The sequence below is a fragment of the Joostella atrarenae genome (assembly GCF_021764745.1).
GTDB classification, from domain to species: Bacteria; Bacteroidota; Bacteroidia; order Flavobacteriales; family Flavobacteriaceae; genus Galbibacter; species Galbibacter atrarenae.
Genome location: NZ_JAETXX010000007.1, coordinates 145,827 through 170,562, shown reverse-complemented (window position 1 = coordinate 170,562; position 24,736 = coordinate 145,827). Strand labels below are relative to the sequence as shown.

Annotated in this window: 22 protein-coding genes, 1 tRNA gene and 1 pseudogene; 11 read left to right on the top strand and 13 right to left on the bottom strand. The window is 33.9% G+C overall.

The annotated features are described in order from the left end of the window. Positions 1-44: 44 nt before the first annotated feature. Positions 45-1,052, top strand: a complete 1,008-nt coding sequence (gene fbp / locus JM658_RS11735; protein WP_236959457.1) for a class 1 fructose-bisphosphatase — start codon at positions 45-47, stop codon at positions 1,050-1,052. A gap of 91 nt (positions 1,053-1,143) precedes the next feature. Here the strand turns inward: fbp and JM658_RS11730 are convergent, their stop codons facing one another. Beyond that, the gene (locus JM658_RS11730; protein ID WP_236959456.1) at positions 1,144-1,575 is read right to left on the bottom strand and encodes a TerB family tellurite resistance protein; all 432 of its coding nucleotides are present in this window, start codon (positions 1,573-1,575) and stop codon (positions 1,144-1,146) included. 250 nt (positions 1,576-1,825) lie between these two features. Here JM658_RS11730 and JM658_RS11725 point away from each other — a divergent pair, with 250 nt between their 5' ends. Together JM658_RS11725 and dnaE are read left to right on the top strand one after the other, a co-directional pair. Next, positions 1,826-2,275 (top strand): ferritin-like domain-containing protein, encoded by a 450-nt coding sequence (locus JM658_RS11725; protein ID WP_236959455.1) that lies wholly within the window; start codon positions 1,826-1,828, stop codon positions 2,273-2,275. A 171-nt stretch (positions 2,276-2,446) separates the two neighbouring features. Then, on the top strand, positions 2,447-6,832 hold the full coding sequence (gene dnaE, locus JM658_RS11720; protein WP_236959454.1) for a DNA polymerase III subunit alpha: 4,386 nt from the start codon (positions 2,447-2,449) through the stop codon (positions 6,830-6,832). A gap of 42 nt (positions 6,833-6,874) precedes the next feature. Here dnaE and JM658_RS11715 read toward each other — a convergent pair whose 3' ends face one another. Next, the gene (locus JM658_RS11715) at positions 6,875-7,282 is read right to left on the bottom strand and encodes a 3D domain-containing protein (RefSeq protein WP_236959453.1); all 408 of its coding nucleotides are present in this window, start codon (positions 7,280-7,282) and stop codon (positions 6,875-6,877) included. Between the two features lie 173 nt (positions 7,283-7,455). Between JM658_RS11715 and trxA the strand changes: the two genes are divergently transcribed. Then, positions 7,456-7,773, top strand: coding sequence for a thioredoxin (gene trxA, locus JM658_RS11710; protein ID WP_236959452.1), 318 nt, complete (start codon positions 7,456-7,458; stop codon positions 7,771-7,773). Between the two features lie 89 nt (positions 7,774-7,862). Continuing rightward, positions 7,863-8,252: an HIT family protein gene (locus JM658_RS11705; RefSeq protein WP_236959451.1), complete on the top strand. Its 390-nt coding sequence runs from the start codon at positions 7,863-7,865 to the stop codon at positions 8,250-8,252. 6 nt (positions 8,253-8,258) lie between these two features. Here JM658_RS11705 and JM658_RS11700 read toward each other — a convergent pair whose 3' ends face one another. Both JM658_RS11700 and JM658_RS11695 read right to left on the bottom strand, forming a co-directional pair. Further along, positions 8,259-8,609: a hypothetical protein gene (locus tag JM658_RS11700; protein ID WP_236959450.1), complete on the bottom strand. Its 351-nt coding sequence runs from the start codon at positions 8,607-8,609 to the stop codon at positions 8,259-8,261. A 21-nt stretch (positions 8,610-8,630) separates the two neighbouring features. Next, on the bottom strand, positions 8,631-9,773 hold the full coding sequence (locus JM658_RS11695; protein ID WP_236959449.1) for a sensor histidine kinase: 1,143 nt from the start codon (positions 9,771-9,773) through the stop codon (positions 8,631-8,633). Positions 9,774-9,985: 212 nt separating this feature from the next. On the opposite strand from JM658_RS11695, the gene JM658_RS11690 reads away from it, so the two are divergent. The 3 genes from JM658_RS11690 (at position 9,986) to aat (ending at position 12,151) form a co-directional block, all read left to right on the top strand. Next, positions 9,986-10,855, top strand: a complete 870-nt coding sequence (locus JM658_RS11690; RefSeq protein ID WP_236959448.1) for a flavin reductase family protein — start codon at positions 9,986-9,988, stop codon at positions 10,853-10,855. Between the two features lie 30 nt (positions 10,856-10,885). Further along, complete coding sequence (locus JM658_RS11685) at positions 10,886-11,266, top strand: DUF3127 domain-containing protein (RefSeq protein ID WP_236959447.1); 381 nt, start codon at positions 10,886-10,888, stop codon at positions 11,264-11,266. A 255-nt stretch (positions 11,267-11,521) separates the two neighbouring features. Then, positions 11,522-12,151 (top strand): leucyl/phenylalanyl-tRNA--protein transferase, encoded by a 630-nt coding sequence (gene aat, locus JM658_RS11680; RefSeq protein ID WP_236959446.1) that lies wholly within the window; start codon positions 11,522-11,524, stop codon positions 12,149-12,151. Between the two features lie 68 nt (positions 12,152-12,219). Here the strand turns inward: aat and JM658_RS11675 are convergent, their stop codons facing one another. Continuing rightward, on the bottom strand, positions 12,220-12,804 hold the full coding sequence (locus JM658_RS11675; protein ID WP_236959445.1) for a DNA-3-methyladenine glycosylase I: 585 nt from the start codon (positions 12,802-12,804) through the stop codon (positions 12,220-12,222). A gap of 91 nt (positions 12,805-12,895) precedes the next feature. Here JM658_RS11675 and JM658_RS11670 point away from each other — a divergent pair, with 91 nt between their 5' ends. Further along, positions 12,896-13,507, top strand: coding sequence for a thioredoxin family protein (locus tag JM658_RS11670; protein WP_236959444.1), 612 nt, complete (start codon positions 12,896-12,898; stop codon positions 13,505-13,507). Here the strand turns inward: JM658_RS11670 and JM658_RS11665 are convergent. From JM658_RS11665 to JM658_RS11645, 5 genes are all read right to left on the bottom strand, one after another. Next, positions 13,490-14,275, bottom strand: coding sequence for a hypothetical protein (locus JM658_RS11665; RefSeq protein ID WP_236959443.1), 786 nt, complete (start codon positions 14,273-14,275; stop codon positions 13,490-13,492). The genes JM658_RS11670 and JM658_RS11665 overlap by 18 nt on opposite strands. Before the next feature lie 46 nt (positions 14,276-14,321). Further along, complete coding sequence (gene truB / locus JM658_RS11660; protein ID WP_236959442.1) at positions 14,322-15,017, bottom strand: tRNA pseudouridine(55) synthase TruB; 696 nt, start codon at positions 15,015-15,017, stop codon at positions 14,322-14,324. Between the two features lie 16 nt (positions 15,018-15,033). After that, a complete protein-coding gene (locus JM658_RS11655) occupies positions 15,034-15,828 on the bottom strand; it encodes an undecaprenyl-diphosphate phosphatase (protein ID WP_236959441.1) in 795 nt (264 codons plus the stop codon). Positions 15,829-15,853: 25 nt separating this feature from the next. Further along, complete coding sequence (locus JM658_RS11650; protein WP_236959440.1) at positions 15,854-16,117, bottom strand: DUF3098 domain-containing protein; 264 nt, start codon at positions 16,115-16,117, stop codon at positions 15,854-15,856. An 84-nt stretch (positions 16,118-16,201) separates the two neighbouring features. After that, positions 16,202-17,077, bottom strand: coding sequence for a cell division protein FtsX (locus JM658_RS11645; RefSeq protein ID WP_236959439.1), 876 nt, complete (start codon positions 17,075-17,077; stop codon positions 16,202-16,204). A gap of 147 nt (positions 17,078-17,224) precedes the next feature. Between JM658_RS11645 and JM658_RS11640 the strand changes: the two genes are divergently transcribed. Together JM658_RS11640 and JM658_RS11635 are read left to right on the top strand one after the other, a co-directional pair. Next, complete coding sequence (locus tag JM658_RS11640) at positions 17,225-18,157, top strand: DUF58 domain-containing protein (RefSeq protein ID WP_236959438.1); 933 nt, start codon at positions 17,225-17,227, stop codon at positions 18,155-18,157. A gap of 85 nt (positions 18,158-18,242) precedes the next feature. Continuing rightward, positions 18,243-18,316: transfer RNA gene (locus JM658_RS11635), tRNA-Asp, on the top strand. Between the two features lie 168 nt (positions 18,317-18,484). On the opposite strand, the pseudogene JM658_RS11630 reads toward JM658_RS11635, so the two are convergent. The 3 genes and pseudogenes from JM658_RS11630 to JM658_RS11620 all read right to left on the bottom strand — a co-directional run bounded on the left by JM658_RS11630 (position 18,485) and on the right by JM658_RS11620 (position 24,492). Next, a pseudogene (locus JM658_RS11630) lies at positions 18,485-19,668 on the bottom strand (IS3 family transposase). 131 nt (positions 19,669-19,799) lie between these two features. Beyond that, positions 19,800-21,200: a RagB/SusD family nutrient uptake outer membrane protein gene (locus JM658_RS11625; RefSeq protein WP_236959437.1), complete on the bottom strand. Its 1,401-nt coding sequence runs from the start codon at positions 21,198-21,200 to the stop codon at positions 19,800-19,802. Positions 21,201-21,273: 73 nt separating this feature from the next. Then, entirely contained in the window at positions 21,274-24,492 is a 3,219-nt protein-coding gene (locus JM658_RS11620; RefSeq protein ID WP_236959436.1) for a SusC/RagA family TonB-linked outer membrane protein, read from the bottom strand. Positions 24,493-24,736: the final 244 nt, after the last annotated feature.

The following is a 24,736-nucleotide window of genomic DNA, read 5'->3' as shown; positions in this document are numbered from 1 at the left end:
CAAAAATCACGATATTTGTGAGCGTAAAAACACAAATCACTGTTATGACCAAAAAAAATAAGACGCTTGGTGAGTTCATAATCGAAAACCAACGTGCTTTCCCTTATTCCACAGGGGAACTTTCTAAATTGATAAATGCAATCCGGTTGGCGGCAAAAGTTGTAAATCACGAAGTTAGTAAAGCAGGATTAGTAGATATCTTAGGGGCTAGTGGAGATATTAATGCGCAAGGTGAAGATCAGCAGAAATTAGACGTATTGGCTAATGAAAAGTTTATCCAATCATTAACGAATAGGGAGATTGTTTGTGGAATTGCTTCAGAGGAGGAAGATGATTTTGTAGCAATAAATAGTCATGACAATAACAATCAGAATAAATATGTCGTTTTATTCGATCCGTTAGATGGTTCGAGTAACATTGATGTAAATGTGTCTGTAGGAACAATTTTTTCTGTTTATAGACGTGTTACACCGATAGGAACAGAGGTTACTATGGAAGACTTTTTACAGCCAGGAAGTGCTCAAGTTGCTGCAGGTTATGTTGTTTATGGAACCTCAACAATGCTTGTTTATACAACAGGGCATGGTGTTAATGGGTTTACGTTAAATCCAGCGATAGGTACATTTTATTTATCACATCCAAATATGCAATATCCTGAAGATGGAAGTATCTATTCTGTTAATGAAGGTAATTATGTTCATTTTCCAGAAGGTGTTAAAAAGTTTATTAAATATTGTCAAGAGGAAGAAGATGACAGGCCTTATACATCAAGATATATAGGTTCTTTGGTGTCTGACTTTCATAGAAATTTAATTAAAGGTGGAATTTTCTTGTATCCTAGCAGTAGTAAAGCTGTAAATGGAAAGTTGAGGTTGTTGTATGAGTGTAATCCGATTGCTTTTTTAGCGGAACAAGCTGGAGGAAAAGCTAGTGATGGTTTTAGATCTATATTGGATATCAAACCTACAGAACTTCATCAAAGAGTTCCTTTTTACTGCGGAAGTAAAAATATGGTGGAAAAAGCTGAGGAGTTTATAGATATTTATAAATAACGAACTGAGGGGGTTTACATCTTGATGTGTAAACCAAACAAAAAAGGCTGCTTTTAGAAAAGCAGCCTTTTATTATTTTGTAAAAACAGGATTATCTGTTCATGTGTCTTATTTCTTCAATAAAAGTGTCAACATCTACCCCATCATGAATAAGGTCCATTGCTTTTTTATTAATAAGATCAACATTGGCAGGGCTAAAACCTAGTCCGATACCAAGGCGTCTCATGATTTTCATCTCATCTTCATCTTCAATATGATCTGCAAAAATCATTCTTCCAATATCATAAAGGCGTTCTAATCTGGCTACATATAATGAAGGTGGATTAACTGGGTACGCAGATGGGTTTTCTAATATGCTTTCGTAAAGCTCTGGAGTAATGTCTAAATTACTTGCTAAACGGTCTAAAAATGCTTTCTCTTCAGGAGAAATTTCGCCATCAGACAAAGCAACTCTAACAATAGCAGCAAAGTGATCGCGGTTTCTATCTCTAAAACCTGAAGAATATAAATCTGAAATTGACATCAATATATATTTTTAATGTGGGCACAAAGATAATTAAACCCTTAAATTATTTTAATGAAATTATTCTATTTTTTTAACTCATACTTATTATTGTGAAATTATGCTTTTAAATGAGGAATTTTACTACTGATTTTGTTTTGTATTTCCTTTAAGAAAAGGAGTTAAATTATACATAAATGCATGATGAACTTTGTCTACTGGTCTTATTTTTAGTAGTTTAATAATACACGAATCAATAAAAAAATAAATTATGAGTTATACAGAAGATGTTGCGAAAAAAATAAATGAATTATTAGAAAAGAATTATGATGCCAACAAAGGCTTTATGAATTCTGTCGATCATGTTAAAAGCACTAATTTAAAAACATATTTAAAGAGTAAAGCTGTAGAAAGAGAACATTTTTCAGATGAATTAAAAAGAGAAATTATTTCTTTCGGAGAAAAGCCTGTCGATTCAGGTAGTTTTACTGGTGATATACATAGAGCTTGGATAGATATAAAATCTGCTGTCTCTCAAAACAATGAAGAAGCAGTTTTAGAAGAGGTTCAAAGAGGAGAAGAAGCTAGTTTGGAAGATTATAATAAAGTATTAAAAGAAACTGCTTTGCCAGATTCTACAAAAGCAATGCTTACAAGACAACGGAATGCAATTAAGAATTCTGTTGATAATGCAAAAAGGTATGAGCAAATTGTATCATAAACAAGATAGATTTAAATTCGAAAAAGGGTTGTTTTATGTTGCGGAACGACCCTTTTTTTATGGTTGATAACTCATAGGAACTTCTGCTTTTTTCTCTAAAAATTATTCTTAATTTTAAGCTTTCGGTCTCTTTACGACTAATTGCTTCAACATTAAATAGATAAGAATTTTATGTACCTAATTTTTGATACAGAAACTACTGGATTACCTAAGCGTTGGGATGCACCTATTACAGATGTAGACAATTGGCCACGTGCAATTCAAATTGCATGGCAGTTGCACGACGACATGGGGAATTTAGTAGAGCATCAAGATTATCTAATTAAGCCAGAGGGTTTTAATATTCCTTTTGATGCGGAAAAGATACATGGAATTTCTACAGAATTAGCAGCGGAAGAAGGATTGCCTCTAATGGAGGTCTTGGAGAAATTCCAAATAGCTTTAAGTAAATCCACACATGTTGTTGGGCAAAATGTAGGCTTCGATATTAATATTATGGGAGCTGAATTCTATCGAGCAGGAGTAGAAAGTAATTTGACAGAAATGCCAGTTTTAGATACCTGTACGGAGACTACTGCATCGCTATGTCAAATTCCAGGAGGTAGAGGAGGTAAATTTAAATTACCGACACTAACAGAATTACATGAGTTTCTTTTTGATGAGCCTTTTGCTGAAGCCCATAATGCAACTGCCGATGTGGAAGCAACAACACGTTGCTTTTTAGAGCTTATTAGAAAAGAAGTTTTTACAGGAGAAGAGTTAGATGTTTCTCCTACTTATTTAAGAGATTTTTCTGAGGCTAATCCGCAGCCGATAGAATTAATAGGTTTAAAGCATATTAACCTAAAAAAGGCTTCAGATGAAATTCGTAAGCAATTAGCAAAAGAAGCACCTTCAGGAGAAATTTCTAAGGAAGAGTTACATCAGAATATAAAAGAACTTGAAGAGGTACATTTCTCACATCTTCATAATTATTCTCAGTTTTCTATCCTTCAAGCAACGTCTAGTATTCCAAATTTAGTTGCTGCAGCTGCTAAAGAGAAAATGCCAGCAGTAGCATTGACAGATTTGGCAAATATGATGGGAGCTTTTCATTTTGTAAAAGAAGTAGGAAACCATAATAAAGGGGTAAAAGCTCGAAATAAAGAAGCGCTAGAAAAGGGAGAAGAACCAACAGAGATAGAATTAAAAGGAATAGTTGGTTGTACTTTAAATGTGTGTGAAAACCATTTGGATAAATCTGTAAAAGACAATGGTTACCAAATCGTGATGCTAGCAAAGAACAAACGCGGGTATCATAATTTGGCAAAAATGTCTTCTATAGGATACACAGAAGGTTTTTATTATGTGCCTAGAATTGATAAAAAAGTAGTAGAAAAGTACAAAGAGGATATAATAGTACTTACAGGAAACTTATATGGAGAAGTGCCTAGTAAGTTATTAAATATTGGAGAAGTACAGGCGGAAGAGGCTTTGTTGTGGTGGAAAGAGCAGTTTGGAGAAGACCTTTACGTAGAGATGATGCGCCACGATCAAGAGGATGAAAATAGAGTAAATGGTGATTTAGTTAAGCTAGCAAATAAGCATCAAGTAAAAATATTAGCTACTAATAACTGTTACTATATAAATAAAGAGAATGCAAATGCGCACGATATTTTACTTTGTGTAAAGGACGGAGAGAAAAAAGACACTCCAATAGGTCGTGGGCGTGGGTACCGATATGGTTTACCTAACCAAGAATATTATTTTAAAAGTGGCGATGAGATGAAGGCCATTTTTAAAGATCTACCAGAAGCGATCTTTAATATTCAAGAGGTGGTAGATAAGATTGAGCCTTTTGAGTTGGCTAGAGATGTATTGTTGCCTGCTTTCGACATCCCTGAAGAGTTTCAATTTGAAGAAGATAAAGAGGATAATGGAAAACGCGGGGAAAATAAATACTTACGTCACCTTACTTATGAAGGAGCCAAAAGGAGATATCCTGAAATTACAGACGATATTAAAGAGCGTCTTGATTTTGAATTAAGTGTAATTGAAAATACAGGATATCCTGGTTATTTCTTAATTGTACAAGATTTTATTGCTGCAGCGAGGCAAATGGATGTTTCGGTAGGGCCGGGGCGTGGATCCGCAGCTGGGTCTGCAGTTGCTTATTGCTTAGAAATTACAAACATCGATCCGATACATTACGACTTACTTTTTGAGCGTTTTTTAAATCCAGATCGTGTTTCACTTCCCGATATTGATATTGACTTTGATGATGAAGGTCGTGGACGAGTAATGCAGTACGTAATTGATAAATATGGTGCCAATCAGGTGGCGCAAATTATTACATATGGTACGATGGCGGCAAAGTCGTCCATCCGAGATACAGCCAGAGTTTTAGATTTACCTTTACATGAAGCAGATAGGATAGCGAAGTTAATTCCTAACCTAAAACTGGCAAAGATATTTGGGTTAGATGATGCCAAGTTAAAAGGGAGTTTAAGGGCGGATGAACTGGAGAAGGTATATGAGCTTAAGAATATTTCTGAAGGAGACGATTTAGAAGCCTTAACTATAAATCAAGCTAGGATTTTAGAAGGTTCAGTGAGAAATACGGGAATTCATGCTTGTGGAGTTATTATTACTCCAGATGATATTACCAAGTTCGTTCCAGTTTCTATCGCTAAAGATTCCGATTTATATGTTACACAATTTGATAACTCTGTTGTAGAGAATGCAGGGTTATTAAAAATGGACTTCTTAGGACTGAAGACCTTAACGCTTATTAAAGACACTGTTAAATTGGTGAAATATAAGCATGGGATATCTTTAGATCCTGATAAGTTTCCTTTGGATGATGAAAAAACATATGAGTTATTTCAGAAGGGAGAAACAGTAGGAGTTTTTCAATATGAATCTGCAGGAATGCAGAAACACATGAAAGATTTAAAGCCTACAGTATTTGCCGATCTTATTGCAATGAATGCATTGTATCGTCCTGGGCCGCTAGAATACATTCCTAGTTTTATTAAAAGAAAGCATGGTGATGAAGAGATTAAATATGATCTCGATGCTATGGAGGAATACTTGCAGGAGACCTACGGAATTACCGTATATCAAGAGCAAGTGATGCTTTTATCTCAGAAATTGGCTGGGTTTACAAAGGGTGAAGCCGATGTACTTCGTAAAGCAATGGGAAAAAAGATCTTTTCATTACTAGAAGAATTAAAACCTAAATTCCTTGATGGAGGGGAGAAAAAAGGTCATTCTAGAGAGGTTTTAGGAAAAGTATGGAAAGACTGGGAGGCATTTGCAAGTTATGCCTTTAATAAATCTCACTCTACATGCTATGCTTGGATTGGTTACCAAACGGCATATTTAAAAGCAAATTATCCTGCTGAATATATGGCTGCGGTACTTTCTAATAATATGAACGATATTAAGCAGGTTACTTTCTTCTTAGAAGAGTGTAAGCGAATGGGGATTGTAGTGCTCGGACCAGATGTTAATGAATCTTACTATAAGTTTACTGTAAATAAAGACAATGCAATTCGCTTTGGAATAGGAGCGGTAAAAGGAGTAGGAAAGGGTGCTGTAGCAACAATTGTTGATGGGAGAGAAAATGGAAGATATAAGTCAGTTTTCGATTTAGCTAAGCGTATAGATTTAAGAGCAGCAAATAAAAAAGCTTTTGAAAATTTAGCATTGGCAGGAGGTTTTGACTCTTTTGGAGATACACATAGGGCCCAGTACTTTTATGATGAAGGAGATGGAGTTACTTTTTTAGAGAAAGCTGTTAAATACGGAGCTAAATTTCAAGAGAATCAAAATTCTGCGCAAGTGAGTCTCTTTGGTGAGGCTAGTGATGTTCAGATTCCAGAGCCTCAAGTTCCACCATGCGAATCTTGGGGAACTATGGAGAAATTGAAGCGTGAAAAAGAAGTAGTAGGGATTTATATTTCTGGGCATCCTTTGGATGATTTTAAGACTGAGATTGACGTTTTTTGTAATGGGAATGTAGGTGCTTTTTCTAATCTTGAAGAGATTGTAAATAGAGAAGTTTCTTTTGCTGGTGTTATATCAGATGTTCAGCATCGTGTTTCTAAGAATGGAAAGGGATGGGCTTTGTTTACTGTTGAAGATTATTCTGATTCTTATGAATTTAGAATGTTTGGAGAGGAATATCTTAAATTCCGTCATTTTTTAATGATTAACTCCTTTATATATATAAAAGCATTTGTACGCGAAGGATGGGTAAATAGAGAAACAGGAAAAAGAAGCGATCCTAGACTTCAGTTTAATTCTATGGAGCAGCTTCAAGATGTGATGGATAGATATGCTCGGAAATTAACTATTCATTTAAAATTAGAAGAAATAGAAGAGCAACGTATTGATGCGTTAAAAGATTTAATTTCTATGCATAGTGGTGACCACTTATTGAATTTTGTGGTTTATGCAATGGAGGATGAGATTAGATTGGATATGCCTAGTAGGAAGCAAAAAGTAAATATTTCTAATGAATTACTTTTTGAGCTTGATTCGCAACAAGTTGTTTATAAGCTGAATCAATAGAACTAGAATTTATCTTTACTTGAAAATTATATGACAAGAAATTTATTTTGGAATTCCATACCATATTTTAAGGTGTTGAATTCCAAAATTTTTAGCTTTTTGGAGTTTTAGTCCCATATAGATGTCAATTTTTTTATGGTAACGCGCATTCATTTTATCTTTTACGAGATAGATGCCATCGTATCCTTCTATCTTAATCGGTGTGTTTTTTGTGATTCCGAGCTTCATTAAATCTCTAGAAATAGCAACTGCTTTCATGCCTGGTACTAAGGTATCTCCCCATGCACCTATTGATGGATTTCTATTGGTTTGATTTTGGATTGAATTATATGCAGATGCTTTTACATCTAATGGCACCCATTGGTATAAATCATCATTAGGATCAATTTCTTGAGCAATATTTATATAACTCAGAAGTAAGAAAAATAGATAAAGAAAACGTTTTTTCATTCAATGAAGTTAATAAAAGTAAGTGGATATTGATTTAAAAGTGATAAATTAGAGAATAATATCAGAAAATCAAATGCTACCATAGTCAAAACTAATATATCGGCTGTAAGGTTTAGAGAAATATTTGACTAAATTTGCACAATAGAGTAGAATAAACATTAAAATTAAATAAGATGGCTTTAGAAATAACAGATGCTACTTTTGAAGAAGTAGTTTTAAAAAGTGATAAACCTGTAATGGTAGATTTTTGGGCTGCATGGTGTGGACCTTGTAGAATGGTAGCTCCAATTATCGATCAATTGAGTACAGAATATGAAGGAAAAGCAGTAGTAGGAAAAGTAGATGTAGATGCAAATCAAGAATTTGCAGCTAAGTATGGCGTTAGAAACATACCTACAGTTTTAGTTTTTCAAAATGGAGAAGTTGTAGGACGTCAAGTTGGAGTTGCTCCAAAGACTGCTTATAATGAAGCAATAGATACGTTATTATAACCTATATTATAACATTTATATAGAAAAGGTTTGGCTGTTGGTCAAGCCTTTTTTATTTTAGTTATAAAAAATTACATCCCCTAATAGATATGGCATCAGTTTTTACAAAAATCATAAGTGGAGAGATCCCAAGTTATAAGATTGCAGAGGACGAAAACTTCTATGCTTTTCTAGATATTAATCCCAATGCAGTTGGTCATACTCTATGTGTGCCAAAGAAGGAAGTTGATAAGATTTTTGATTTAGATGAAGAAACATATATGGGGTTAATGGCTTTTTCACGAAAGGTAGCAAAGGCTCTCAAAAAGGTAATAGACTGTAAAAGAGTTGGAATTGCAGTTGTAGGTTTAGAGGTGCCGCATACACATGTACATTTAATCCCTTTGAATGCAATGAGTGAAATGACTTTTCAGCAGAAAGTAAAACTATCTGAAGAAGAATTTAAGGATATAGCAGCAAAAGTAAGTGCTGCATTATAATACCTTTTATATGTAATTTTTCTGGATTGCTATAAAAACAGCAATTGCAACGATTACAATTCCGATTAAAGTAAATATAGAAAGGCTGGTTAGTTTAAATCGACTTTTAGGTTGTTCGATAGTTTTAAAATAGAATTCTCTAACTCTTTCAATATCTTCTGTCCATCGTACGGGATAAATAATAGTATTGCAATTTCCACACTCAATTTTATCAGAAATCTCTTTGGTAGTATTGTGATACCACGCATTTTTAATTTGCTTTTGATAAAATGTAAGTACAAGTCCTTCGTTACAAAAACATTCGGGGCAGTTATTTGTTAAGGTGGCTTCTTTAATTTTATGTTGACTTATTTCCAATTGGTTAATTTTTCTGCTAATTTATAAATCTTCAACTTTAAGTGCAATTTGGATGGTGCTTCCTTTGCCTATAACGGAACTTAATACTTTTACTTTTCCATTGTGATAATCTTCAATAATTCTTCTTACTAAAGATAAACCTAATCCCCAGCCTCTCTTTTTTGTGGTGTAACCGGGTTCGAAAATTCTATTAAAATCACTTTTCAAAATACCTTTTCCTGTATCTATAACGTTTATTTTAATTGTTTTCTTATCCTGAGTGATCTCAATTGTTAAATTCCCCTTGCCTTTCATGGCATCAATGGAGTTTATAATTAGATTTTCTATAGTCCAACTATACAATTGTGGGTTTATAAGGCTGTATATTTCTCCTTCGGGAGCCTTAAAATTAAAAGTAACGAGCTTGGAGCTTCTTGCTTGTATATAATTAAAGCTATTTTTTGTTTCATTAATAACATCCAATCGCTCTAATTTTGGGATGGATCCTATTTTAGAGAATCTTTCGGTTATTGTAGAGAGACGGTCGATATCTTTTTCTATCTCTTCTGTGATTGTAGGGTTAACATTTTCTGATTTTAATAGTTCTGCCCATCCTAGAAGTGAAGAAAGTGGTGTGCCTATTTGGTGAGCTGTTTCTTTAGCCATTCCAGCCCATAATTTATTTTGATCTGCAGCCTTAGAAATTTGGTAAAAAAAGTAAACGCTACCTCCAAAGAATAGAATAATTAGAATTAAGGCAATGGGGTAATATTTTAAGTTGTTTAGAACATCAGAGTTTCCGTAGTAAAGGGTTCCGTATTTTTCAGTCCTAAAATTAACTTCAATAGGGGCGTTCTCACTCATAAACTGTTTGATTTTGTAATCTATGTAGAGAGAATCGTCTGCTTTGTTTTCTGGTAAGTTGTTAGATCTTATTTCCCCTTTCTCACCAACATAGATCATAGGAGTGCTTGTATTGTTTTTAATAACGGCTAATGTAAGATTTCCAAGATCACGATCTAAGTCTGTGGTTTGAAGAAACTCCCCGAGTGCTTCCGCCCAAATCTTCATTTTAGTACGTTCCTCTTCTTTAAACTTCTGAAAGAACACATAGGTATTCCATAGGATAGAAGTTACAATTACAATGGAGGATATTATTAAAATCCAACGAGTCGTTTTTTTCATTTCAAATGAAGAAAAAGGTTATATTTTCTAGTGAATCTATAAATATAAAGCAAATGCATCATATTTATTGTTCTATTGGATTTGAATATTTTAAAAATAGATAAAAGGACGTTTAAATACATGTTGAAAATTTATATTTATAGAGTTTATGATTCCGATCGAAACATTTTTGCATCTCTTTTATTTACGTTATTTTTGCTAAAAATGATTAAATGCTATCCATAGATCCTAAAGAAGTACCAACATCAAAACTCCATAGTTATCTTTTAGGGGCTGTAGGTCCACGACCTATTGCTTTTGCGAGTACTATAGATGGAGAGGGGAATGTAAATTTATCTCCATTTAGTTTTTTCAATGTATATAGTTCTAATCCGCCTATCATGATTTTTTCAGCAAATAGGAGGGTAAGAGATAATACTACAAAGCATACATTAGAGAATGTTATTGAAACTAAAGAGGTTGTTATTAATGTTGTAAACTACGATATTGTTCAGCAAACCTCTCTGAGTAGCACGGAATATCCTAAAGGTGTAAATGAATTTGAAAAGACAGGGTTAACTATGCTGAAGTCGGATATAGTAAAACCGTTTCGTGTTGGGGAATCTCCTGTTCAATTTGAGTGCAGGGTAAATGAAGTGATAGCTTTGGGAGAAGAAGGAGGTGCTGGTAATTTAATAGTTTGTGAAGTTTTAAAACTACATGTTTCTGAGGCTATTTTAGATGAGAATCAGCATATAGATCAGTTTAAGATTGATTTAGTGAGTAGAATGGGCGGTAATTGGTACAGTCGTGCAAATCTTGGGATGTTTGAGGTTCCAAAACCTTTATCCGTCATTGGAATAGGAATAGACGGAATTCCTTCTGAAATAAGATGTAGTAAGGTGTTAACAGGTAATGATTTGGGAATACTTGGGAATGTAGCAGCTTTACCTTCCAAAGAGGAGGTGATAATATTTTCAGAAAGTTCTAATAGTATTAAAGAGCTATTAAAGACTGATAATAAAGAGGAAGTGCATAAGAAAGCACAAGAAATGATAGCAAATAATGACGTTCTTTCTGCATGGAAGTTATTATTAGCATAATATATAGATATATTTTAATATTTTTGAAGCATGGAAATACAAGGAAAAATTAAGTTGATTGATGAGACTAAGACTTTTGGAAACAATGGTTTTAGAAAAAGAGAATTGGTTGTAACTACAGAAGAGCAATATCCACAGCATATACTTGTTGAATTTGTGCAAGATAAATGTGATATTTTAAATGCATATCAAGTAGGTCAACAAGTAAAAGTAAGTATTAATCTAAGAGGTAGAGAGTGGGTTAACCCTCAAGGGGAGACTAAGTATTTCAATTCTATTCAAGGTTGGAGAATAGAAAACTTACAAGCAGCAGGAAATGGGGCTCCAGAGATGCCACCTATGCCGCCAGAAGATGCTTTCGAGCCAGCAAAAGATTTTAAAGAGGATGATCACGATGATCTGCCTTTCTAAGGTATAAATAAAATGTAAAGAGGGAGGCTGATAGCTTCCCTTTTTTTATATTTAAGAAACAAAAAAGCTCCGATAAAATCGGAGCTTAGTATTGTGGTTTTAGGTTTTGCCAATGCATTAAACTCAAAAAGCAATGATGAAAATAATTGGTTACATTGGCAAGTGTCAAAAATGTGATATTTAATTTTGATATACAAGTTAAAAGAGTGTTTTTTATGCTTAATCATTGAATTTGTTAAATAAACGATTGAAAAATTGATTTTTCTTACTGACAATATAGATTTTCCTCCAGTTTCATCAGCTTCTTCAGAAGGAGTGGTCGCTGTTGGTGGAGAGTTGTCTACCAAAAGACTTATGGAGGCATATACCAAAGGTATTTTTCCTTGGTTTGATCAAGGAGATTTAATTTTATGGTGGAGTCCAGACCCAAGAATGGTTTTATTTCCTTCAGAAGTAAAAATATCTAAAAGCATGAAGTCTGTTCTTAAGAAGGATGTTTTTAAGATAACATATAATACTGCTTTTAAAGAAGTGATAGAAAATTGTGCTTCTATCAAACGAGATGGACAAGAAGGAACATGGATTGACCAAGATATGATTACCGCTTATACCGAATTAAATAGGAAAGGGATTGCTAAATCTGTTGAGGTTTGGTATAAAAATGAACTTGTGGGAGGATTATATGGTGTTGATTTGGGGGATATATTTTGTGGGGAAAGTATGTTTTCAAAGATGAGCAATGCCTCTAAAGCTGCATTTATATATTTGGCTCAGAAACTTGAGAAGGAGAATTATAAGTTGATAGATTGCCAATTATATACGGACCATCTTCATTCTCTTGGGGCAAGAGAAATTCCGAGGGAAGTTTTTATTAGTTATTTATAAGTGCAAAAGTTATGTACACCGATCGTGTAATCAAGATTTAGCTTACTTAGAGAATTAAAAACTAGCTTTTAATCTTTTTTAGATAAAGAGCGAACTTCGTTATAGCGAAAACAGCTAACTTCATGATCATTTACCATTCCAGTTGCTTGCATATGTGCATAAATTACTGTGGAGCCAACAAATTTAAAACCTCTCTTTTTTAAGTTTTTACTAATTGCATCAGAAATTTCTGTATTAGCGGGAGCTTCTTTGTAATTTTTAACTTTATTCTGAAGAGGTTTTCCGTCAACAAAACTCCATATATATTCACTGAAACTTCCAAACTCTTTCTGTACAGACATGAATAGTTGAGCATTAGTTATTGTAGACTTTATTTTTAATTTATTTCTGATAATCCCCTCATCTAAAAGCAAAGAATTGTATTTGCTTTCGTCGTAGGTAGCTATTTTTTTGTAATCAAAATCATCTAGAGCCTTCCTGAAGTTTTCACGCTTTCTTAAGATAGTTATCCAGCTTAATCCAGCTTGGAAAGTTTCTAAGATTAGAAATTCAAATATAGTACTGTCATCATAAACAGGAACTCCCCACTCATTATCATGGTAGGCTTCGTAAAGAGGGTCTCCAACACACCATTCACATCGTTTCATAAGCATGATATTTATCAGTTAAATTTTAGTAATTTTTAGCTATGTTTACGACCAAGATATAAAATTAAGTTGTAGAATTAATACGATGGAGGTAATTATGGAGCAAAACATTTTAAAACATATAAGAAAGGCTGTAGATGAAGGCTTTAGTTATTTAGATTATAGGGCTATAGTTGAGCAGCTTGTTTTAGAAGGTGAGTCGACTGGGAAAGAGCAAACAGAAGTGCTAACAAATTACAGTTTGCTAAATCATAAAAGAATGAAACGTCTCGATAAGACGACTAAATTATCTCCAGATGTGATTGCAAAACTACAATCTATAAAAGAACAAGTTACTTGGGTTGTTATTACTGAAAGCTGGTGTGGTGATGCTGCACAAACATTACCTATAATTAATAAGTTTGCAGAAGCTACCGATAAAATTGATCTTAAAATAGTTTTAAGGGACGAGAATGAGGAGCTTATGGATAACTTTCTAACTAATGGATCTCGATCTATTCCTAAATTAATAATGCTTGACAAAGGTCTTTGTAAAGTTCTTGATGTATGGGGTCCAAGACCTTCTATTGCAACAAATTTAGTTCAAGAATATAAAGAGAAGCATGGAGGTTTGTCTCCAGAATTTAAAGAGAGTCTTCAAGTGTGGTATAATAAAAATAAAGGTGAAAATACTATAGAAGATTTATTAGAGTTACTCTCCTTGAAATAAATAGGTGATTGTTCCTGGCTGATCTGTTGTATTGCTTTTACTCGTAAATTTCGATTTCAAAGCATAGTTTATTGCATTATCAACTAGACAGCCATTAGAGGTCGTTGAGCTACTCTTATTAAAGTTGGCATCAGTTACGTTGCCTTGGGCGTCTACTTTGATGTTTATTACAACTTTCCCGAAACTTTCGCAAGTATATACTGGATTTGGTAAGCTAATTTCGCTACGTGCTATTAGGGAGTAGGTAATAGTTGTTCTACGTTTTATATTTATTTTTGGAGCTTCTCCTTGTCGTTTTAGAGCTTCGATTTTTTCTCGTTGCTCTTTTAACTTTTCTGCATATTTACTGGAAGCACTATTTTGATTTAAAGAAGGATTATTAGAAGGAGTATCAGAATTATCTGGATCTTGACTAGCAGCTTCTTGAGCTTCCTGTTCTAATTCTTCTAAAGTTTTAAAGTTATCAATTTCATCAGCATAATCACTTTTTTCAGCTTCGTTATATGCTTTATGTGTTTCTAGCTCTGTAAGAGTCATTTTCTCCTCTGGAATCTCCTCTTCTAAAAGCTTTTCGTCAAAACTTAACTCATATAAGAATTCTTCTTCTTGTTGTCCTGAAAGTTGAATATTGAGTAGTGTCAATAGAAAAATCCCCATGATGCAAGACGTGATAATTAGCGCTAACTGCTTATTGCTAAGTTCATCTAATCTATTAATAATAGTATCATTAATAGCGTTTATCTTATTTATATATGGTTTCAGGTTCATAATCGAAAATCGACTTGGATGCTAAAGATAGAAAATATTATATCTTTTATGGTAATAACATATCTGTAAAAGCATCTGGTGTGATTGCATTATCTACGTTGAAATCTCCTATTTTGGTTCTTCGTAAAGTAGAAAGATATGCTCCAGAATCTAAAGCTTTCCCAAAATCGTGTGCTAAAGAGCGTATATAAGTCCCTTTGCTGCAAACAACTCTAAACTCTACTTCCGGTAAGTTTATAGCTGTAATTTCAAAAGCTTCAATTGTTATTTTACGCGATTTAATTTCAACTTCAATACCTTCACGAGCAAATTCATATAAACGCTTTCCATCTTTTTTTAATGCTGAAAAAACAGGAGGATATTGGTCTATTTCTCCTATAAACTGCTTTGTAGTATCTTGTATTTTTTCTGAAGTGATATGGTCTATAGAAAAAGTGTTGTCAATTTCAGTTTCCATGTCATAAGAGGGACGGGTTGCGCCTAAAGTAATGGTTCCAGTATACTCTTTAATCTGACCTTGGAGATCGGATATTCTTTTGGTAAATTTTCCAGTGCAAATAATTAATAGTCCAGTAGCAAGCGGGTCTAAAGTACCTGCATGGCCTACCTTAATTTTTTTGAATCCGAACTTCTTTTTAATTGCCCATTTTATTTTATTCACCGCCTGAAAAGAAGACCATGTAAGCGGTTTGTCAATTAATAGTACCTGTCCGCTTTTAATATTCTCTTCTGTGTATATCATAAAATAAGTGTTTCTGTTAATAGTAATACCCTAAAACGATGGCGATTAGTCCTACGACAAAGCAGTAGATAGCAAAATAGATTAGCTTACTGTTTTTAACTAATTTAATCATCAATGTGCAGGCTAGAATTCCAGAAATAAAAGCCGCTAAAAAGCCAATTCCCAATGCCGGTGCATTATGTCCCTCAAAAGAAAGCTCTCCACTTAAAATGTCTTTAGCTATTTTCCCGAAAATTAATGGAACAACCATCAGAAAAGAAAAACGAGCAGCTTTACTTTTGTCGTTTCCTAATAAAACTGATGTTGAAATTGTAGCTCCAGATCTCGAAATCCCAGGAAGCATGGCAATTGCTTGCGACACTCCAATAACAAATGCATTAGTGTTGCTAACAGGCTTACCAGTATTTTTAGCTTTATCTGCTAGGTAAAGTAAAAGGGCTGTAACAATAAGCATAAAACCTACTAAAAGTATGTTTCCGTTAAAAAGCATTCCTAATTGCTCTTCAAAAAAGTAACCAATTAATGCTGCTGGTATCATGGAAATTAGAATCTTAATAGAAAATTTAAGCTCTTCATTCCATTCAAACTTAAGTACTCCTTTTATTATATCAAAGATGTCTTTTCTGAAGACAACCATAGTACTTAGTGCTGTGGCAAAATGTAGTACAACAGTAAATAGCAAACTTTCTTGCGGAAGAGAATTGTCTCCTAAAATGGCTTTTCCTAGTTCTAAATGGCCACTAGAAGATACGGGAAGAAACTCTGTTAAACCTTGAATAATTCCAAGAATAATAGCGTCTATTACATCCATAGAAATAGATTAAATTATATTGAAATTAGTTATTTTTCTTCTTGTTTGGGTTTAAAAGAATGGCATATACCTCGATTCCAAAACCAATAAGAACCAATGTAGGTGCTAAGCGTATTCTTCTGAAGCTAAATATGTCTGGATTGAAAACATTTGGGTCGTCACTTCCGCCACCGCTCATTAATATAAAGCCCAAAATAATGAAGGCTAAACCAATGAACATAAAAGTATAATTCTTTTTCTGGAAGATAAACTCTTTATCAGTTGTGTTATTCTGATTGTTTTTTTTCACTTTAATATATATTTTAATCCCTAGTAGGGCTTAATAGTTTATTATATTACGCTTATATTCTGGTTAAATAGAACTGAAGCCTTTTTAATATAAATCGTCAGTTTTTAAATTTAAAAATCTCTGGGTAGCAATATAAGTGCTAATCCAAGTGATAATTATACCGGTTACAAAGATACCTATAAATAACCCAATTAACATAAATGGGTCTGAAAGTAAGTTTAATTGTGGCATTCTCATATCTACATAATATAAGAGTCCTATCATAGCGATGATTGCCACAAGTGCGCCTACCATTCCCAATTTAATGCTATTCCATATAAAAGGTCGTCTTATAAAACGTTTTGTTGCGCCAACCATTTGCATGGTTTTTATTATAAAGCGCTTGGAATAAACAGATAACCTTATAGAGCTGTTTATTAATAAAACGGCAATTAATGTAAAAACACCACTTGCAATAAGAATCCAAAAACTCATTCTTTTCACATTCTCATTCAGTAATGATATTAAAGGCTTATCATAAGAAACTTCGGCAACATATTCTTTTTTGGAGAGATTGTCTGCTATTTTCTGAATACTATCTGTAGCAACATAATCAGCATTTAAATGTACATCTATTGAATTCTGTAGGGGATTGTAGCCTAAAAAATCTAAGAAATTTTCTCCTATTTCTTTACTATGAGATTCTGCTGCTTCCTCTTTGGAGACAAAAACCGCCGATTTAGTATAATCGGTCATAGCTAAGCTTTTCTGTAATTGATTTATTTCAACCTCTTTAGCGTTGTCTTTTAAAAATACAGTAATTGCCACTTGCTCTTTAAAGTGATTTGCTAGCTTTTTAGTATTTATAACTAATAGGCCCAAAACTCCTAAAAGAAACAAAACAAGCGCAATACTTAAGATTACAGAAAAGTAAGATGATATAAGTTTGCGTTTCTGGTAGCGCTCAAAAGATTTGCTCATACTGTATAATATAATTGGATGTGTAAAAGTAATAAAGTAAATTTAATCACGATAATTTAAAACGACTAATAGCAGTTAGAAATTATAAAGTTTGCTGTAGATTTTAAAAAAAGAAGAGAAGAATAATGAAAAGAGGAGGGTTTTGATATGAAATTACAAGAGGAAGTTAACAATTTACAACTGGCAGGGAATTTAGATCTGCTAGCCAGTCAGGTTGTAGAGGGATTTATTAGTGGTATGCATAAAAGTCCTTTTCATGGGTTTTCATCAGAATTTGCTGAACATAAAATTTACAATCAAGGGGAAAGTACAAAACATATCGATTGGAAGTTATTTGGAAAGACAGATAAATTATATACCAAGAAATATGATGAAGAGACCAATTTGAGGTGTCATATTATAATAGATAATTCTGCTTCTATGCATTACCCTTTTAAAAGGAAGCACGTTCTTGGAAATCTAAATAAATTGGGTTTTTCAGTCTTGGCAAGTGCAGTCCTAATGAAGTTATTAAAGAAGCAGCGTGATGCCGTAGGGTTAAGTGTTTATTCTGACATATATGAATTCTATGCACCAGAAAAAGGAAATGAACGTCACCATCATCTATTATTAAATACTTTAGAAGATCTTTTAAATGAAAAAGAAGATTCTACGCGCAAGACCAATACATATACATATTTGCATCAGATAGCAAAAAAGTTACATAGAAGGAGTCTTATTTTTATTTTTACGGATCTTTTTGAAACAGAAACAGATCAGGAGCAATTGTTTAAAGCATTGCAGCATTTAAAATATAACAAGCATGAAGTTGTTTTTTTTCATGTGATGGATAAAAATACAGAGGTGAACTTTGAGTTTGAGAACACTCCAACAAGGTTTGTAGATGTAGAGACTGGAGCTCATCTTGATTTGTTTGCAGAAAATGTAAAGGAATCTTATGAAGAATTAATGCATAAATTTCAAGAAGAGCTCAAATTAAGGTGTGCAAAATATAGAATTAAGTATGTTGAGGTCGATGTAGAGAAAGATTTCAATAAAATCATGCAAACTTATATTGCTGAACGTCAAAAGATTATTTGATTACCGATTTAAAATTTTATTTTTTTATAAAAAAAGACTTGTGTAGTTAAAAAGAGGTTGTATATTTGCACTCGCAATAACAAAAGGTCTGGTAGTTCAGCTGGTTAGAATACATGCCTGTCACGCATGGGGTCGCGGGTTCGAATCCCGTCCAGACCGCTTTTAAGAAAACAATTAGAATCAAAACCCTGTTAATTATATGATTAGCAGGGTTTTGTCGTTTTTAGGCATATTTTTAAAGTTATTATATTTAACTTTAAAAGTTCACAAATCGTCAACAGTTATTTTTTGGACTTGCAACAAAAAACTGGACAAAGAGAAAAGAGATTATGCTGCTAGCTTTTGATTGTACATATCTGTTTCAAATTCTTCAATAGATTTTAATCCTAAAGCTGAGTGTAATCTTTTCCTATTATACCAAGTTTCTATCCATTTAAAAACAGATAATTTTGCATTAGATCTAGTTTGGTATTGATATTTATAGATCCATTCTACTTTTAAAGATTTAAAGAAAGATTCTGCGACAGCATTATCCCAGCAATTGCCCTTACGACTCATAGATTGCTTAATTAAACCTTTATAAGATTTAATTAAATCTGTAAATTGTCCACTAGCATATTGAGAACATCTATCGGTATGAAATATTAATTTTTTCGTGATTTGATTTCTATTAACAGCCATTTTCCATGCAGGAATAATGGTATTTTTTGTGGTTAGGTTCTTACTAAAAGACCATCCTACTACCTTTCTATTGAATAAATCTATAATTACAGTTAAGTACATTCAGCCTTGTTTTGTAGCAATGTATGTCATATCAGATACCCATACTTGATTTTTTCTATCAACCTTAAAGTTCTGATTCAATATATTGGGAGCCACTATATATTTATGATTCGAATCGGTTAATGCTCTAAATTTATAAGAACGTCTTACTAGTAAACCTAATAATTTCATTAGCTTACTTATCCTTCTCCTAGAAACAAAATAGCCATATTTTTCTAATGCTCTTTTTATTCTGGGAGCTCCATAACTCTCGTAGCTTTCTTTAAACACCTTTTGTATAAAAAACATGATACGCTCATTAGCTAACCAATGTTTTGATGGACCACATTTTAGCCAATTATAATAACTACTCCTACTTATTTTTAGGACATTACACATCTTCTCAACAGGAAATTTCAATCTATGATATTTTATAAATTTATATTTTTCTTGTCGCTCTTGGAGAAGATGCTCACTGTCTTTTTTAATATTTCATTCTCTAAATGAGCATCCTGTAATTCTTTCTTCAAGGCTATAATCTCGCGCTGTTGATCTGTTAATTTTAAGTTTCCTTTTCCTGGAAAACTATTCTTATCTCCATAGTGTTTTAATTCACGACGCCATCTAGATAAAGATGAAAAGGAAATATATAGATCTTTACAAGTTTGTTTTAAACTACCTTTTGCATAACTAAGCTCTACAGCTTTTTGTTTAAATTCTTTGGTGTAAAAATTTCGTGCTTTTGACATTATTATTTTTTTTAAGTTTATAAATATATAAACTCCTTTCTTACTGTCTAGTCAAATATAGCAAGTCCAAATTTATGTTCGTTTCAAAATCTGGACAATCAATCGTATTGTGGGAGTATTCAAAGTTTAATTTACCATCCTTCATTCTGTTGAAATCCAAATTGATCGACCTGAGCTTGCGGAATCCCAAATAGAGTACGTATATTTTGATAAGGATTTCCTGTTACGGTCAAACCTTTTTGTATTTGGTCTTCGCCATGTGCTGTCATCACTTCCTGTAATTTACCAGTTCTTAGTAGATCAAAATATCTATGGCCTTCAAAAACAAGTTCTCTTCTTCTTTCGTCTGAGATTGCCTTTTCGAGATCACCAAGTTCATTCGGACTCAAATTTGGATTATCAAGTCCTGCCCTGGTTCTTATTTGCAATAAGAGAGGAATAGGGTCTCCGCTTCCGGTCTTTTCATAGCATTCGGCTAGCATTAATAGAGCATCTGCATAACGGTACATTTGCCAATTTATATTTTGCTCTCCTGGAATTACAAAAGGAAAGGCATATTTGCTACCCCATTGAAATTGATCCCCATTGTCATCGGTGTAAATGGAAATATTTTGAGCTTTTCTTTGGTCTTCTTCAGCATATAATTCAATCAAATCATCAGTTGGGCGAAACTGATTTCCACGATTATTAGGTGTTGCTCCAGTTCCTAAAATGTCTTCTTCACTTACGAAGGGAACAAAATTGGTGAAGAAATTAGAACTTTGTCCTAACGATTGATCGTATTGAACTTCAAAGATGCCTTCTTTATTATTTTTAGTGCCAAAAACGTCCGCATAGTTTGGAAGTAATTGATAGCCTAGTGTTTGTATTCTTTCCAAGGGAGATATGGCTTGAGGGTATTTTTGTTGTGCCATAAACACTTTTGCCTGTAACATCAAGGCGGCTCCTTTGGTGGACCTTCCTATATCTTCGCTGGATAGATTTTGTGGATTTGGCAAGAGTCCAATGGCAGTAAGCACATCCTGTTCAATATTCGAGTAAACCTCCGCTTGTGGATCGCGCACTAGAAATTCTTCTGACAGAATTTGATCTGGATTTTCACCTGGCTCTATGACATAGGGGATATCACCAAAAATCTGGGTTAAATTGAAATGATACATAGCTCTAAAAAACAAAAGTTCTCCAATTCTAAAATTCTTATCATCTTCATTGAAGAATTCAACACTTTCTATATTTGCTAAGACGAAATTGGCTCTAGATATTCCTTCGTAATTTGTATTCCAATACGTCAAAAGATTTCCGTTTGTGGCGTCCATGGTGAATTCATTCAGTTGATCATCATTTACACCCCCAGCATCCCCTGTGATTTCTATATTCGTATTGTCTGATCTGGTTTCACCAAACCTTAGTTGGGTTTGATTATTGTACAGCACTCGATTGGTTCTGTAGACTCCAGCAACTGCTTGGTCAATTTCACTTTCAGTTTTATAAAACGATTGTGGAGTTCTAAATGCTTCTGGCGATTCATCCAAAAAGTCATTACATCCTACAAAAAGGATAATGGAAATCGCAAAAATTATAGTTGTTTTTAAATTTTTCATAATTTTAAAAAGTTACATTAAATCCTAAAGTTAACACTTGTGAAATTGGGTATGATCCATAATCCACATTTCTTACCAATGCATTGTCTGCCGCTCTGTTAACAGTGGGGCTACCAAATTCATATTTTGTAAATAAAAACGGATTTTGAATACTCGCATAAACTCTTGCATTTTTAAAGTATTTTATTAAACTTTCGTCAAAAGTATAGCCAAATGTGATATTTCTAACCCATAGGTAACTTCCATCTTTTATAGATAAAGAGTTTGGATTTCTAAAGAATTGACGACTGCTATTGCTTCCGATACCCGGTATTTCTTTTGTCGTAGGATCATCACCAGGTCTAAATCTCTCCAATAATCTACGATCTATATTAAATTGTCCATCATCTTGGTTTCCTAAAAATTGGTTTTGTCCGTAAAAAATATCTCCTCCAAAGGCCCCATCTAAAGTTAAACTGAGATCAAAATTGTTCCAATAAATTTGATGGGACATACCAAATATGAAATCTGGATTTGAATCACCAATTATAGTCGCATCCAAGGTGTTTAAAACACCATCACCTTCATCGGGGATTCCATCACCATCTGTATCTACAGTTGGCACATCTTCAAACTTCAAAGATCCTACAATGGCATCCGGATATTTTGGGACATCAGGATCGTTCAAGTCCTCTTCCGTGAACAGACCTGTAACTTTAAGTCCCCTGAAGAGCCCTATGGATTCTCCTTCCCTAACTTCTGTAATATTAATACCTGCTAGGAAACTACCTGCCGGATAGAAAAAGCCTTCTTCTTGTACTAGGTCAATAACTTTATTTTTGTTTTTGGAAAAGTTAAAGTTAGTGCTCCATTTTACAGGGGTATCCCTTAAAATTTCCACTTTGAAATCAATCTCAAACCCTTCATTATTTATTTCCCCTATATTAGCACGTACATTGTCGAATCCACTTGTGGTCGGTAAAGGCTGTAAAGCGAGAAAGTCTACCGAACTAATATTATAGTAATCCACACTGATGTACACCCTATTGTTAAAAAGCCCCAAATCTATCCCGAAATTTGTTTCTTCGGTTTCTTCCCATTTTGCCAAAAGATTAGGAAGTCCATCTACAGCAACTCCAGGAGCATTTTGTCCTCCAAAAATATAATCCTGACCAATAGCGATACTACCTTGGGATTCGTAATTTCCTAATCCATTGTTTCCACTTATTCCAAAACCTCCTTCAATTTTAAAGTCTGAAATAGTTGGTTTCAAGGACTCAAAGAATTTTTCATTACTGATTCTCCAAGCAGCAGCTATAGAAGGAAAATTACCATTACGTGTGCCTTCACCAAATCTTGACGAGCCATCCCGTCTTATGGTTGCTGTGAGGTAATATCTATTATCATATGCATAATTTAATCTTGCTATCATTGAAATCAATGCATTAGAATCTGTTTGTGAATTACCTTCAAAATCCGTTGGCTCTACTGAATTTGCAGCACTTGGCAATTGTATAGTTTCATCAGCTAAATTTGTGGAACGAACCAAGGAAGAGGTTGCTTGACGTTTTTCCATGGTAAATCCTACAAGAGCATCTATATCATGTTTACCCAACGTTTTAGAAAAATTCAGTGTGTTTTCCCATACCCAGTTAAAGTTATTTTGGTCGAATACCTGAGCAGTAGCCATTTGAGTTCCTAATAAACTTGGATTCAAATTGTCCCCAGGGAAACGGGAAGGTTGAAACTGACGATTGTATCTGTCAATATACTGCAGGGTTCCAAAAGTTTTAGCCGTTAAATTTTCTAAGATATCGTATTCAACAAAGCTACCCATACGCAATTGGTTGGAAACTCTTTCATCGACTCTTTCTGTTAAAAGCGTCACTGGGTTGATATTTCGACTTCTAAATAATAGATTCCCATCTGTAACGCCCGTAAGCATACCTTGGTCATCATAAAGTGGAGCTGTAGGATCTGTCCAAGCCGATAAGCTTACCGCGTTGAAAATGTCAAAATTATTGGCCCCAGCATCCGTTCTACCGCCAGTAGCAACAGAGCGTGTAGGAGCAAAATTGATCCCAAATCGAAGGCGTTTATTAATGTCTATGTCCAAATTGGCGTTGATGGAATATCTTTTAAATCCGGTGTTAATTAAAGTACCTTCCCGATTTTGTAAGGCGGCGGAAACACTATACTTGCTATTTTCACCGCCTCCTCTTACGGCGATGTTATAGTCTTTTACAAAAGCATCCCTAGTAATTAAATCAAACCAATCATTATCTGGGTCAATATCATCTAATCCCAATAAAAAGTCTCGATTTTGTATTTGAATACCTCCAAGTGGTAGATTGTCAGCTTCCTTATCTTCATAAAAATCCAACTGGTATTGATAGAGTTCTTGAGCATTCAAGACATCAGGTTTTTCATAGTCAGGAATTGACTGAACCCCAAGGCTTGTTCCGAAAGTGAAGGTTGGTTTACCTTTTTTACCTTGTTTGGTAGTTATTATCACCACACCATTGGAGGCTCTTGATCCATAGATCGCTTTTGCGGATGCATCTTTTAAGATACTTATCGACTCTATATCATCTGGGTTAATGCCACTTAGGATATAGTTGTCCCTTTGAGATGCAATGGCCGTTGAATTTCCCAATGGAAAGCCATCCACAACATATAGAGGGGTGTTGTTACCGAGTGAAGCGACTCCCCGGATAGTTAATTGTGGTGCTCCATCAGGCGCTCCATTCTGCCGAAACTGAACTCCAGATACTTGGCCAATTAATGCTTCTTGAAACGTATTGACTTGTTTATCTTGAATACTTTTTGAATCGACTGTGGATACAGCACCTATTAAATCCTCCCTTTTTCTTTTACCGTATCCAATCACAACTACGTCTTCCAAAGCCGTTACATCTTCTTTCATGCTAATGTTGATTTCATTTTTGCCTTGAACAGGTATTTCTTGTGGTGAGAAACCAATATATGAAAAAGTCAAAATTACATTTTCCTTCTGAATACTTATCGAGTAATTTCCGTCGAAATCGGTTTGTGTACCATTGGTTGTTCCTTTAACAAATATTGTTACGCCCGGTAGAGGGGTTCCATCGGGTCCCGTAACTTTACCATTAATTGCTGTCTGCGCATAAATTGAGCATGTCGTTAAGATAAAAATCCCAAGTAAGGACACCACCTTCCGGGACTTTTGTAAACGCTCTTTGAGTCTGTTGAATACTTTGAACATTTTAGTTAGTTTTTGTTTAAAACATCTTTATATTTTATTAATATTTATAAAATAGAAGCGAATATTTTAAATTATTCATAATAGATGCAATTATAATTAGCAATTCAATCAAAACTATCCTGTACTGTGCTGTTAGTGGAAATGGAAAATCTTAGGACGATGTTTTATTCAGCATAGTACAGGATACACTTTTTATTTTATCATTATAGAATTGCATTATGAAAAGATCTTATTACAAGAACCT

Bases quoted from the DNA above. Each gene is read 5' to 3' on its own strand.
- dnaE (WP_236959454.1), top strand. From the start codon at position 2,447: ATGTACCTAATTTTTGATACAGAAACTACTGGATTACCTAAGCGTTGG.
- JM658_RS11665 (WP_236959443.1), bottom strand. From the start codon at position 14,275: ATGAACCTGAAACCATATATAAATAAGATAAACGCTATTAATGATACT.
- JM658_RS11645 (WP_236959439.1), bottom strand. From the start codon at position 17,077: ATGAGCAAATCTTTTGAGCGCTACCAGAAACGCAAACTTATATCATCT.
- JM658_RS11730 (WP_236959456.1), bottom strand. From the start codon at position 1,575: ATGTCAATTTCAGATTTATATTCTTCAGGTTTTAGAGATAGAAACCGC.
- trxA (WP_236959452.1), top strand. From the start codon at position 7,456: ATGGCTTTAGAAATAACAGATGCTACTTTTGAAGAAGTAGTTTTAAAA.
- truB (WP_236959442.1), bottom strand. From the start codon at position 15,017: ATGATATACACAGAAGAGAATATTAAAAGCGGACAGGTACTATTAATT.
- JM658_RS11670 (WP_236959444.1), top strand. From the start codon at position 12,896: ATGGAGCAAAACATTTTAAAACATATAAGAAAGGCTGTAGATGAAGGC.
- JM658_RS11690 (WP_236959448.1), top strand. From the start codon at position 9,986: ATGCTATCCATAGATCCTAAAGAAGTACCAACATCAAAACTCCATAGT.
- fbp (WP_236959457.1), top strand. From the start codon at position 45: ATGACCAAAAAAAATAAGACGCTTGGTGAGTTCATAATCGAAAACCAA.
- JM658_RS11715 (WP_236959453.1), bottom strand. From the start codon at position 7,282: ATGAAAAAACGTTTTCTTTATCTATTTTTCTTACTTCTGAGTTATATA.
- JM658_RS11695 (WP_236959449.1), bottom strand. From the start codon at position 9,773: ATGAAAAAAACGACTCGTTGGATTTTAATAATATCCTCCATTGTAATT.
- JM658_RS11620 (WP_236959436.1), bottom strand. From the start codon at position 24,492: ATGTTCAAAGTATTCAACAGACTCAAAGAGCGTTTACAAAAGTCCCGG.
- JM658_RS11640 (WP_236959438.1), top strand. From the start codon at position 17,225: ATGAAATTACAAGAGGAAGTTAACAATTTACAACTGGCAGGGAATTTA.
- JM658_RS11655 (WP_236959441.1), bottom strand. From the start codon at position 15,828: ATGGATGTAATAGACGCTATTATTCTTGGAATTATTCAAGGTTTAACA.
- JM658_RS11675 (WP_236959445.1), bottom strand. From the start codon at position 12,804: ATGCTTATGAAACGATGTGAATGGTGTGTTGGAGACCCTCTTTACGAA.
- JM658_RS11705 (WP_236959451.1), top strand. From the start codon at position 7,863: ATGGCATCAGTTTTTACAAAAATCATAAGTGGAGAGATCCCAAGTTAT.
- JM658_RS11725 (WP_236959455.1), top strand. From the start codon at position 1,826: ATGAGTTATACAGAAGATGTTGCGAAAAAAATAAATGAATTATTAGAA.
- JM658_RS11685 (WP_236959447.1), top strand. From the start codon at position 10,886: ATGGAAATACAAGGAAAAATTAAGTTGATTGATGAGACTAAGACTTTT.